General features: G+C 69.0%; 8 protein-coding genes. All 8 read left to right on the top strand.

The annotated features are described in order from the left end of the window. Nucleotides 1–3 precede the first annotated feature (3 nt). The 8 genes from sbnA to G443_RS04105 all read left to right on the top strand — a co-directional run bounded on the left by sbnA (nucleotide 4) and on the right by G443_RS04105 (nucleotide 12,204). Nucleotides 4–1,023 (top strand): 2,3-diaminopropionate biosynthesis protein SbnA, encoded by a 1,020-nt coding sequence (gene sbnA, locus G443_RS04140; RefSeq protein ID WP_308208829.1) that lies wholly within the window; start codon nucleotides 4–6, stop codon nucleotides 1,021–1,023. Further along, nucleotides 1,010–2,014: a 2,3-diaminopropionate biosynthesis protein SbnB gene (gene sbnB, locus G443_RS04135; RefSeq protein ID WP_026417961.1), complete on the top strand. Its 1,005-nt coding sequence runs from the start codon at nucleotides 1,010–1,012 to the stop codon at nucleotides 2,012–2,014. Before sbnA ends, sbnB begins: the two co-directional genes overlap by 14 nt. A 5-nt stretch (nucleotides 2,015–2,019) precedes the next feature. Further along, nucleotides 2,020–3,681, top strand: a complete 1,662-nt coding sequence (locus tag G443_RS04130; RefSeq protein WP_162147281.1) for an FAD/NAD(P)-binding protein — start codon at nucleotides 2,020–2,022, stop codon at nucleotides 3,679–3,681. A gap of 63 nt (nucleotides 3,682–3,744) precedes the next feature. Continuing rightward, nucleotides 3,745–5,313 carry a carbamoyltransferase C-terminal domain-containing protein gene (locus tag G443_RS04125; protein WP_026417963.1) on the top strand — a complete coding sequence of 523 codons (1,569 nt, stop codon included), beginning with the start codon at nucleotides 3,745–3,747 and terminating at the stop codon, nucleotides 5,311–5,313. A 145-nt stretch (nucleotides 5,314–5,458) separates the two neighbouring features. Beyond that, entirely contained in the window at nucleotides 5,459–8,626 is a 3,168-nt protein-coding gene (locus tag G443_RS04120; RefSeq protein ID WP_026417964.1) for a non-ribosomal peptide synthetase, read from the top strand. After that, nucleotides 8,619–9,419, top strand: coding sequence for a thioesterase domain-containing protein (locus G443_RS04115; RefSeq protein WP_026417965.1), 801 nt, complete (start codon nucleotides 8,619–8,621; stop codon nucleotides 9,417–9,419). Before G443_RS04120 ends, G443_RS04115 begins: the two co-directional genes overlap by 8 nt. Nucleotides 9,420–9,428: 9 nt before the next feature. Continuing rightward, nucleotides 9,429–10,730, top strand: a complete 1,302-nt coding sequence (locus tag G443_RS04110) for an MFS transporter (protein ID WP_211237474.1) — start codon at nucleotides 9,429–9,431, stop codon at nucleotides 10,728–10,730. A gap of 340 nt (nucleotides 10,731–11,070) precedes the next feature. Next, the gene (locus tag G443_RS04105) at nucleotides 11,071–12,204 is read left to right on the top strand and encodes a serine/threonine-protein kinase (protein WP_026417967.1); all 1,134 of its coding nucleotides are present in this window, start codon (nucleotides 11,071–11,073) and stop codon (nucleotides 12,202–12,204) included. Nucleotides 12,205–12,224 lie beyond the last annotated feature (20 nt).

The raw sequence follows: 12,224 nt of genomic DNA, 5'->3' as shown, positions 1-12,224 counted from the left end.
GACGTGAACCCGCATTGGAGGATCGCGTTGATCACGGATCGTGTCTACGACTTGGTGCGGGACGACGTTTTCTTACGCGTGACCGGACTGAGCGACCTCAACCGCCTGTACCTGAAACTGGAGGGGCTGAACGCGGCCGGTTCGATCAAACTGAAGACCGCGCGCAGCATCCTGACCGGCGTCGAACTGTCCGGTATCGACATGGCGCGGGTGCGGATCATCGAGTCCACCTCCGGGAACCTCGGGGTGGCGCTCGCGGTGATCTGCGCCGCGAAGGGATACCGCCTCACCTGCGTCACGGACCCGAACGCCAACGCCTCGGCGGTCGCCATCATGCGGGCACTGGGCGCCGAGGTGGTCGTGATCCGGGAACGCGACGACAACGGCGGCTTCCTCGGAAGTCGAATTTCCTACATCAGGAACCGGCTGCGGGAGGAACCGGGCCTGTTCTGGGTGAACCAGTACGCCAACCCCAACAACCCGCTCGCCCACGAGCAGAGCACGGCTCCCGCCGTGCTCGACGAGTTCCACCAGGTCGACAGGCTCTACGTCGGGGTCGGAACCGGCGGGACGCTCATGGGCATCACCGACTACTTCCGCACCCACAGCCCGCGTACCCGGATCGTGGCCGTCGACTCGGTGGGATCGGTCAACTTCGGTTCGAAGCCCCAAGCCCGGCACATCCCGGGACTGGGCGCCAGCAGGAGACCCGAGCTGCTGGCACCGGACGCCCCGGACGAGGTGGTGCTGGTGCGCGAGGACGACACCGTGCGGGAGTGCCGCTGGCTGGCCCGCACCACCGGCCTGCTCGCGGGCGGCTCGACCGGCACGGTTCTCGCGGCCATCCGCGGCCAGGCCGCCGACATCGCCCCCGACGAGACCGTCGTCGCGATCGCCCCCGACCTCGGCGAGCGCTACCTGGACTCCGTCTACGACGACGACTGGGTGGTCGAACACGGCCTGGGACGGGCGTTGGCACCCGAACGGCCGCTTGAGGAGGGACAACGCGATGTTCTCGTTTGAGGTCGTTCCCGGGGCACTGGCCAAGGACATCCTGGACTCCTCGGTGCTCAGGGTGGTCGAACTGGTCGAGGACGCCTACCTGCGGCACGCCGACGGGCACACCATCAACCCGGACAGCTACTTCCTGCGGTTCCCCGACAAACCCGACGCGCGGATCATCGCGCTGCCGGCGTTCGCCGACCTGCCAGCGGCACCCGTCGCCGGCATCAAGTGGATCGCCAGCTTCCCCTCGAACGTACGACGTGACGTGCCGAGGGCCTCGGCGGTGTTGGTGCTCAACGACTACGAGACCGGGTACCCGACGGCGCTGCTGGAAGCCGCCTCGATCAGCGCGGCCCGGACCGCTGCCTCCGCCGCGGTCGCGGCACGCGCGCTGGCCGTGTCCCTGCCGGGCAACGGTGAGGTCGCGGTCTTCGGAGCCGGCGTGATCGCCAGGGCGGTCCTGCGCTACCTGGCTGCTGTCGGCTACCGGATGGACCGGCTGCGCGTGTTCGATCCGCACGCGGACTCGGCGGACCACCTGGTGCGGTGGGCCGAGGCCGAGCTGGGGCTGGTGGCCGCGCGGGTCGCCTCGCCATCCGAGGCCCTGACGGCGCAGACCGTGGTCACCGCGACGACGGCGGCGACTCCGCACCTCTCGCGGCCCTTGGAGGCGGGACAGGTGGCGCTGAACATCTCGCTGCGCGACTTCGCCCCCTCGGTGGTCCTGGGTGCCCAGAACTACCTCGATGACATCGAGCACTGCATGAAGGCCAACACCTCCCCGCACCTGGCCGAACAGCAGGTGGGTCACCGCGACTTCGTCACGGGGACCATCGCCGACCTGCTGCGTGGCCGGGCCCTGCCCGACCCGGGGCGGGGAGTGCTGGTGTCCCCCTTCGGCCTGGGAGTCCTGGATCTCGCCGTCGGGCAGCACGTGCTCCTGACCGCCCGTGAACAGCGCTCGGCGCTCGAGGTGCCCGACTTCTTCGGCGAGACGCGGAGGTGGTGACCACCGTGCGTGTAGCCGTCATCGGAGTCGGCCCGCGCGGACTGTCGGTGCTGGAACGGGTCATCAGCCACACCAGTCTCCCCGGCCCGCCGATCGAGCTGCTGCTCATCGAGCCGAACGAACTGGGTGTGGGCGTTCACGACATCAGGCAGCCCGACTACCTGCTGCTGAACACCATCGTCGCCCAACTCACCATCTTCTCCGACGGGCACATGGCACCGGGCGCGCCCGTCACCCCGGGGCCGAGCCTCTACCAGTGGTGCCACGAGCACCACGGACCGGTGGAGTTCGACGACTTCCTCCCACGCCGGCTGCTCGGGGAATACCTCCAGTGGGCGGCGCGGGTTCTCCTGGCCCGGGTACCGCCCCGGCTGACCGTGCGGCACCTCCCGACGGCCGCCCGGCATGTGCGGCCGGCCACCACCGGTGCGGTCGTCACCTTGGCCGACGGCACCGCCCACGCGGTGGACCTCGCCGTCGTGACCACCGGCCACGGCCTCGCCGACACCGAACCGCCGCCCCTCGGCGCCTTCGTCGAGACGCCCTACCCCCTGCCGGCGCGGACCGACGGCATCGTCGAGGGCACCACCGTCGCGCTACTGGGGTCCGGGCTGACGGCGATGGACGTGATCGCCGCGCTCACCGTCGGCCGGGGCGGCGCCTTCGACGACCACGGCTACATCCCCTCGGGGCGTGAACCCCGGATCGTGCTCACCAACCGGGCACGGTCCCTGCCCCGCGCCCGGCCCCGGACGAGCCAGGACCGCGTCGCGGCACCCGCCCGGTATTTCACGCCCGCCGCGATCGCGGCCCTGCGCCACCACGCGCCCGGCGGTCTGCTGGACTTCCGCCGCCACGTGGAACCCCTGATCCGCCGCGAGGCGATCAGCCGGATGGGCAAGCCGACGGCCGGGGAGATCGCCGTCGTCGACCAGGCGCTCTCGCTCGAACCGGTCACCTGGAGGACCTACGAGGAGTACCGCGACGCGACGTTGGCTGCCGCCAGGGCCGACCTGGTCGAAGCCGAACGCGGACTCGGCGTGAGCGCCGTCAAGGACGCGTTGGAGGTACTCCGCGACCACCGGGAGAGCCTGCGGGCGGCCGTCGACCCGCCAGGACTGACCGAGGAGTCACACCGGTACTTCGCGCACGAGTACGTGCCGTTGGTCAACCGCGCGGTCGTCGGCCCCCAGAAGGAACGCGTGCACGAACTACTGGCGCTGGTCGCCGCCGGTGTCCTCACCCTGGGCCCCGGGCCGGGACCCGCGCTGGAACCGGTGGGGGACCGGTGGGCGCTGACGTCGACCCGGCTGGGCCAGCCGCGGCGCATCGAGGTCGACGCCGTCGTGCGGGCCAACCTCACCTGGCCCTCGCCCGACGATGCCCGGGACCCGGTGGGGTCGTCGCTGCGGAGCTGGATCGCGGTGGACGACGGCCGGTCCCACCGACTGACCCTGGATCGTGACGGGTACGCGATCCCCCGCGAGGGGGGCGCCCCGGTGCCGATCGCCGTGTTCGGACCGCCCGCGGAAGGCGCCAGCTACTACAACCACTACGTGCCCTCGCCGGGCATGTGGTCCCGGGCCCTCACCGACCTCGACCGTGTCCTCGGCCCCACGCTGGCTCCCGCCGTGCCGGTGCCTTCCCCTCTCCTCCGCCGGCCGTGACCCCCAGCGGGCTGGCCGCCGAGCACTCACGTCCGCGACGACCCAGAAGGTGACGACGGAACCATGCTGATTCTCTCGCTCAAAGAAGGCCACGACGGTGGCATCACGGCCATCGAGGACGGCAGGCTGCTGTTCGCGTTGGAGGCCGAGAAGGACAACTACCCGCGCTACGACCGGTTGACCGGTGAGGTCATCGCCCGCGCGGCCGGGATGCTCCACCGGGCTCCCGACGTCGTGGCCCTCGGCGGCTGGGTCAAGGGCTTCCACTCCGTGGAGCCGCCCTCCCGGACCGGGTACTTCGGTGTCGGCGACGGGTCCACCTCCGACGAGGAGGGCACCTTCTTCGGCAAGAAGGTCCGCTACTTCTCCTCCACCCACGAGCGCTCCCACATCTACACCTCGCTCGGCATGGCGCCCCGTGCCACCGGGCAGGCGTACTACTCGCTGGTCTGGGAAGGCAACATCGGTGACTTCTACCGCATCGACGAGAAGGGCAACGCCACCCACCTCAAGCACGTGCTCGCCGACCCGGGCAACAAGTACGCCTACCTGTTCGCCCTCGCGGACCCCGGATTCCCCTCGGGCACCGGACTGTTCCGCTACAACGACGCCGGCAAGCAGATGGCCCTGACCGGTTTCGCCGAGAAGGGCCCGACAACCCAGGAGGAGAAGGAGACCATCGACTTCATCCTGCGGCAGGAACAGATCATCCTGAACCTGTCGAAGGACGAGATGTCCTGGTCACACATCCACAACGTCGGCGTCCAGTCGCAGGCGTACCGGAACATCGCCGCGAAGCACTCGCAGGCCATCTTCGACATGTTCCACGGCTACGCCTCCGAACACATGAAGGAAGGGCTGCCGCTGCTGATCTCCGGAGGCTGCGGTCTCAACTGCGACTGGAACGCCCAGTGGAGGGAGAGCGGGCTGTTCGAGTCCGTGTTCGTGCCGCCGTGCCCCAACGACAGCGGCTCCGCGCTGGGCACCGGCATCGACGCCCAGTGGTACTACACCGGTGAGGCGACCATCGAGTGGTCGGTCTACGCGGGCGAGGAGTTCGTCGAGGACATCCAGCCGGACCCGACGACCTACGAGGTGCGGCCGCTGGTTCCCGCCGAGGTCGCCCGCTACCTCGAACGAGGGAACATCATCGGCTGGGCCCGAGGCCGCTACGAGATGGGCCCCCGTGCCCTGGGCAACCGGTCGATCCTGGCGGCCCCGTTCACCGAGGAGACGACGACACGACTGAACGCCATCAAACGCCGGGAGGGGTACCGTCCCATCGCCCCCATCGCGCTGGAGGCCGACGCGCGCAGATGGTTCGAGGGCTCGGTCGTCGACCCGTACATGCTCTACTTCAACCGCGTCACCAGCGACCAGCTCAGGGCCGTCACCCACGTCGACGGCAGCGCCCGCACCCAGACGGTCACCCGGGAACGGAACGGTCGCATCGTCGACCTGCTGGAGGCGTTCCGCGACATCACCGGATTCAGCGTCCTGTGCAACACGTCGCTGAACAACAACGGTCGCGGATTCATCAACCGCACGAGCGATCTGATCGCCTACGGCGAGAAACACGGACTGGACGGCTACGTCATCAACGACTCGTTCGTGACTCCACGCAAATTCTGAATAGCCCGAACGGACCTCGTAACGACGGTGATTTCCGGCAGGATCATAGCCATTCGGCGAGCGACTGCCCGCCGTGTCGTGTCCGGAACCGGGACGCGACACGGCCCACGCCGTCTGGAACTTCGCAAGGGGAGAAGCACCCGACATGACCACGTCCACGCATGCCGTCACCCAGGCACCGTTGTCCTTCGGCCAGGAACAACTGTGGTTCCTCGACCAGCTCACCCCGGGCCTGACGACCTACAACATCCTGCTCGCGGCCCGGTTACGGGGACCGCTGGACGTCACGGTGCTCCACCAGTGCCTGAACACCGTGGTCAGGCGGCACGAAGCCCTGCGGATCACCATCCGCTCCTCGGAGGGCACGCCGTACCAGGTCGTCAGCCCACCCTCCGACGTGGACCTGGAGGTCGAGGCACTCGCCGGACTCGACGACGACGGGCGTGACCGGGCCATCCAGGCCGCGTTGGAGGAACTGTCCACCACGCCGTTCGACCTGGAGAACGGGCCGCTCCACCGCTACCGGGTCCTCGCCTTCGCCGAGGACGACCACGTGCTCCTCCAGAACCTGCACCACATCATCACCGACGGCTGGTCATCCGGGATCGTCAACGCCGAACTCGCGATCGCCTACCGGGCCCACAGCCAGGGACGGGAGCCCCAGTTCGACCAGCCGGGATCGCGGTACACCGAGTCCGCCCGGGCCCAGCGGGAACACATGCGCGGCCACACCCTCGACGCGGAGCTCACCTTCTGGGCGGACAAGCTCCGGGACCTGCCCACCCTGGAGTTCCCGACCGACCGGCCACGCCCGCCCACGCCCACCCGGCGGGCCCACTCGATCACCAGGAACCTGCCCGGTGGGCTGCTCACCGCCGCCCGCGCACTGGCCAGGGAACACGGCGTCTCGCTGTACATGGTGTTGGTGTCCGCGCTGAACGTGGTCCTCAGCCGCTACACCGGCCAGGAGGACATCCCCGTGGGCGTGCCCATGCTCGGCCGCGTCGACCCCGAAGCCGAGTCCGTCGTGGGCCTGTTCGTCAACATGGTGGTACTGCGCTCCGACGTGTCGGGCGACCCGACCTTCGCCGAGCTGCTCCGGCGCACCCTGGAGGACAACTTCGACCTCTACGAGCACCAGGAGGTGCCCTTCCACCTGGTGGTGGACCGGGTGCAGCCGATCCGGGTGCCCGGCCGCAACCCGCTGTTCCAGATCTCCCTGCAACTGCTCGGCGACGCCAACTCCGGCGGCGCCCTCGACCTCCCCGGGATCCGGGCCGAGCCGATCTCCCTCGCCTCCACCGGCTCCCGGTTCGACATGGCGATCGACTTCGTGGAGTCCGACGACGCGCTGCGCGCGGTCGTGGAGTACTCCACCGACCTGTTCGACCAGTGGCGGGTGGAGGCGTTGCTCGACCACATCGGCACCGTCGTGACCGCGGCGGCCTCCGACTCGACGCTGAGGCTGTCCCAACTGCCCGTGGTGACCCCCGAGGAACGGGCCGAGCTCCTCGAACTCGGTCGCGGCGAGGAGGCCGAGTACTCCGAGCTACCGCTGCACGTCGCCTTCACCGAGGTCGCCAGGGCCACCCCGGAGGCGGTCGCCGTCGTGTGCCGGGGCACCGAGCTGACCTACGGCGAACTCGACCGCCGGGCGGACCTGCTCGCCCGCCACCTGCGCGCGCTGGGCCTCACCCACGGCCAGGTGGTCGCCGTCGTCATCGACCGCGACCTCGACGCCTACGTCGCCATGCTCGGCGTCCTCAAGGCAGGCGGCGCCTTCGCGATGATGGACCCGAAGGTGCCGGCCAACCGCCTCGACTTCATGATCCGCGACACCGGCGCACCGGTCGTGATCACCCGCTCCACCCTCACCGACCGACTGCCCGAGGCCAACGGCTGGGCGCGGGTCCTGATCGACACCGACTGGGACACCATCGAACGGCACCCGACCGACGAACCGCTGGAGGAGTGGACCACCCGCGAATCACTGGCCTACGTCCTCTACACCTCCGGATCCACCGGAACCCCCAAGGGCGTGATGATCGCCCACCGGGCGGTGTCGTTCTTCTGCGAGGCCTACCGGCGCAGGTTCGACCTCGGCCCCCACGACCGGCTGCTGCAACTCCCCGCCCTCAACTTCGACATGTCCCAGGGCGAGATCTGGACGGCGTTCCTCGTCGGCGCCCGCATCGTCGCCGTCTCCCCGGACGACGCCCAGTCACCGGAGGCGCTGACGGCGCTGCTGCGGGAACAGAAGGTCACCTACGCCGGTCTGCCCCCCGCCATGCAGTCGGTGATGGAACCCGGACCGTACCCGGACCTCAGGTACGTCATGGGCGGCGCGGAGGTGCTCCCACCCGAGCTGGTCAACAAGTGGAACCTGCCCGGCCGCACCTACCTCAACCTCTACGGCCCCACCGAGTGCGCCATCGGCCAGACCGACTACCTCGTCGAACAGATCGAGTGGACCACGCCACCACCCATCGGCCGTCCCCAACTGAACCGGCAGGTCTACGTCGTCGACCGGTTCGACAACCTCGTGCCCAAGGGCGTGAACGGGGAACTGCTCATCGGCGGCGCCGAGGGCGGTCTCTCCCTCGGCTACCTCAACCAGCCGGAGATGACGGCGGAGAAGTTCATCGCCGACCCGTTCGACGCCGGTAGCACGGTCTACCGCAGCGGCGACCTGGTGCGGTGGAGCGAGCGAGGTCAGATCGAGTTCCTCGGCCGCATCGACAACCAGGTGAAGCTGCGCGGGCTGCGCGTCGAGCTGGGCGAGATCGAGACCGCGCTGCAGAGCCATCCCGGCGTCCTGCGGGCCGTGGTCCTCATGCGGCCCGATCCGCGCGGGGAGAACCGCCTGGTCGGCTACGTCACGTCGGTCGGCGAACCGCCGCCGGTGGAGGCGCTGCGCGACCACCTCGCCGAGTCGCTGCCGGACTACATGGTGCCCACGGCGTGGGTCACCCTCGACCGGTTCCCGATGAACAACGACGGGTGGAAGATCAACCGCAACGCGCTGCCGGACCCGGTCGACGAGGACGGCGACCGGGAACTGACCGAACCGCGCACCACCACCGAGATCGCCGTGGCGAAGCACTTCACCGAGGTACTGGGTGTCGAACGGATCGGCGTCAACGACAGCATCTTCGACGTCGGCGGCAACTCGTTGCAGGCCCTGCGCCTGGTGAGCCGGATCAACAGGACCTTCGGGATCCGCCTCACCGTGCGGCTGCTGTACGGCAACGCCACCGTCGGCGCGATCTCCCGGACCGTCGACGAGCTGGTGGAGGCCAAGGCGAATGCCTGACCTGGAACGGCTCGTGCCACTGCGCACCGGGGGCCACCTGCCCCCGGTGTTCTGCGTGCACGCGGTGTCGGGCTCGGCCTACGCCTACGCCGGGCTCGCCCGGCTGCTCGGCGACGACCGGCCCGTGCACGGATTCGAGGCCCCCGGTTTCGACAACGACCGGACCCCGGTGGGGTCACTGACCGCCCTCGCCGACGAGTACACCGACATCCTGCGCGCGGCCCATCCCGACGGGACGTACCTGCTGCTGGGCTGGTCGCTCGGCGGCCTGGTGGCCTTCGAGATGGCCAAACGGCTCACCCAAGCCGGGGACGTCGTGGACCTGTTGGTGCTGGTCGACGCGGGCCTGCCGAGGGTCATGGACCTGCCACCGGAACGGGACATCCTCGTCCGCTTCGTCCGGGACATGGCGGGGACCTCCGGCGAGTCACCCGCCGGGCTGGACGAGCTGGCCGCCACCTGGGCCCCCGACGTCGCACCCGGCGCGGTGTTCGAGGAGGTCGAACGGGCCGGTGTGCTGCCCGAGGAGTTCGACTCACACCTGCTCGGCGAGCAGTACGCGGTGTTCCGCGCCCACCTGAAGGCCTTCTACTCGATCGAGGTCACCGGCAGCCATCCCGGCCCGGCCGTGCATGTCCTGGCCGAGGCCTCCCCCGCCCAGGACATGCGGTGGCAGCGGTTCCTGCCCGACCTCGTCGAGCACACCGTCCCCCACAGCACCCACCACTCGATCTGGACCGGTGACAGCCTTCTGGAGCTGAGCCGGCTGGTCCGCGAGCACCTCGGCCACTAGGAGACCACCGTGTCCGTCACCGACATCGATCCGGCCGAGGCGCCCAGGGCGAAGCCCCGAAGCCTCTGGCACAACCGGGACTTCCTGAAGTTCTGGGTGGGCGAGACCATCTCCCTGCTCGGCACCCAGGTGACCATCCTCGCCTTGCCGCTCACCGCGATCCACTCCCTCAACGCGACCGACAGCGAGGTCGGCGTCCTCCGTTTCGTGCAGCTCGCGCCCTACCTCGCGTTGGCGCTGCTGCTGGGCATCTGGATCGACCGCGTCCGCCGGTGGCGGGTGATGCTGTGGTCGAACCTGGCCAGGATGGCCCTGATCGCCCTCATCCCGCTGCTCTACCTCACCGACCTGCTGACCGTCCCCGCGTTGTTGGTGATCGCCTGCCTCATCGGGGTGGCGTCGGTCCTGTTCGACCTCAGTTGGATGTCGTACGTGCCGACGCTGGTGAAGAGCCCCAAGCACTACGTCGAGGCGAGTTCCAAGATGGGCATCAGTTCGTCGACCGCCGACGTCGCAGGACCCGGGATCGCGGGCGTGGTCGTGGCCTGGCTGACGGCACCGATCGCCCTGCTCGCCCAGACCGGCACCTACCTGCTGTCGGTCGTGTCCCTGATGCTGATCCGCACCAGGGAACCCAAGCCCGAGGTGACCACCGAACGACGTGCCTCCCGTGAACTGAAGGAGGGCCTGGCGTGGGTGTTCGGCAAGCCGCTGCTGCGGTGGCTGGCCATCATCGGGTTCTGCTGCAACTTCTCCATGATCACCACCTGGACCATGTTCCTGCTCTACGGCACGCGCACGGTGGGGCTCGATTCGACGACACTGGGCCTGATCTTCGGTACCGCCTCGATCGGCGGTCTGATCGGGGCGGTCGTGTCACGCCGGGTCGTCGGGCGTTTCCCCGTCGGGCCGACGTACTTCGTGGCGCAGACCGGCCTGCTGCTCGGCCCGCTGCTGATCGTCCTCGCGAGCGGACCCCAACCGGTGGTGATCGGCATGTTCATCGCCTCCTTCTTCACCACCTACTTCGGGCTGGGCATCGCGAACGTGATCATCGTGGCGTTGCGGCAGACCCTCACTCCGCAGTCGATGATGGGACGCATGACGGCCTGCTTCCGCACGCTGCTCTTCGGTGGTGGGGCGCTGGGTGGCCTGTGCGCGGGTCTGCTCGCGGACGCGATCGGCGCCCGCAACGCCCTGGTCGTGGCCGCGGTCGGGTCCGCCGCGGTCGTCGTCGGGCTCGTCCTCTCGCCGGTCAGCCGTCTGCGGAAGATGCCGGAGGCGGTGACCGAGACGCCCCCGACCGCCTGAGCCGCCGGGCCACCAGGACAACGACGCTGGGCGGCGGTTCCACGCCGAGGAACCGCCGCCCAGCTGATCTCGATCCCGTTGGAGAGGCGGTCCAGGTCGTCCCCGCGGGCTGTTGGCCAGCGGCTGCCCGGAACCACGGACGTCGTCGCCGGGGCATCCGCTGCCCATGACCGTCACCGGCCGCGCGTTCGGCGCCCTTGCCGCAGTGCTGACCGCTCCATGAGAATCGGCGAAGTTCCCAGGTTGAGACATGGATCAGCCGAATCGCCGAGTAAGGTGTGTCCCTCGGGCTGAGACCGCCGGCGGTAACACGGGGACACGAGGGGGCGACAGGTAGGCTATGAATGCTACGCCTGCGCGGATCGGCCGCTACGTCGTGGAGCGCGAGCTTGGCTCCGGTGGCATGGGAGAGGTGTATCTCGCTTACTCGCCTGCTGGTGATCCCGTCGCGGTGAAGCTCATCCGCGGCGACCGGCTTGATCCGGTCACCCGCGCCCGTTTCGAGAAGGAAGCGTTGATCGCGCGGACCGTTGTCGGAACCAACAGGGTCGCGAGGTTTCTCGATGCGGATCCGTACGCCGATCGACCCTGGCTGGCAATGGAGTACGCGCCCGGCGACACCTTGTTCGTTCATGTCGAAGCTCATGGCCCGCTGCCCGCGCCGCTCGTCGCCAGCCTCGGGGCGCTTCTCGCCGAAGGCTTGGAGGCCGTACATGCCACAGGGTTGCTGCACCGGGACCTCAAACCACAGAACGTGATTATGGGCGACTATGGCCCGCTGCTGATTGATTTCGGTCTCGGTGCCTTCCTGGACGCCGCCAAAGACACCCTGTCACACAGCGGAATGATCATCGGCACTGTGCGTTGTATGCCGCCTGAACAGGCCATGGGGCGTCCGCAGGTCACTCCGGCGGCAGACGTGTACGGATTGGGAACAATTTTGCTGTACGCGGCGACAGGGCATTTCCCCTATGAGGGCGGACGATGGGAAGCCATCGTCGGACGGGTTGCCAACCCTCTCGACTGTCCGGACCTCGCTGGCCTCCCGGCCGTTCTGGATCCATTGGTGTCGTCAATGCTCGCGCACGAGCCGACCGATCGTCCTTCTCTCAAGGCGGTAACCGCTACGTGCGCGAAGCTGATGCACGACGACGGCCTGTCACCCGTGCGCGCCCGTCAGGCCTTGATCGACCGCACGGCTCCCAACCTGTCGGCGACGGCGGCACCGCCCCCACCCTCGGTGATTCTCGATCAGATCGAAGCAACGGCGGGGCCCCTCATCGGCGAGGGATTGGACAGCCCCCTCGACGCTCCCCACGAGGCATCCGACGCCGCCTGGGAGAATGAGGTGTCCAGCGTGGTCGAACAGGCCGCCGTAGCCCCTCCAGCACGTGTGCGTGGGGGCCGGGTGCCCGCTTCACAGCGGGTGGCCGAGGAGCTGCGGAATCAATACAAGACACAACCCGGCTTGTAGCCATTTCCGCGCGGGCGGGA

This window comes from Actinoalloteichus caeruleus DSM 43889 (assembly GCF_000429185.2).
Lineage (GTDB): Bacteria > Actinomycetota > Actinomycetes > Mycobacteriales > Pseudonocardiaceae > Actinoalloteichus_B > Actinoalloteichus_B caeruleus.
This window is presented reverse-complemented; position numbering and strand designations above follow the sequence as displayed.

Bases quoted from the DNA above. Each gene is read 5' to 3' on its own strand.
- G443_RS04120 (WP_026417964.1), top strand. From the start codon at position 5,459: ATGACCACGTCCACGCATGCCGTCACCCAGGCACCGTTGTCCTTCGGC.
- G443_RS04125 (WP_026417963.1), top strand. From the start codon at position 3,745: ATGCTGATTCTCTCGCTCAAAGAAGGCCACGACGGTGGCATCACGGCC.
- G443_RS04105 (WP_026417967.1), top strand. From the start codon at position 11,071: ATGAATGCTACGCCTGCGCGGATCGGCCGCTACGTCGTGGAGCGCGAG.
- sbnB (WP_026417961.1), top strand. From the start codon at position 1,010: ATGTTCTCGTTTGAGGTCGTTCCCGGGGCACTGGCCAAGGACATCCTG.
- G443_RS04115 (WP_026417965.1), top strand. From the start codon at position 8,619: ATGCCTGACCTGGAACGGCTCGTGCCACTGCGCACCGGGGGCCACCTG.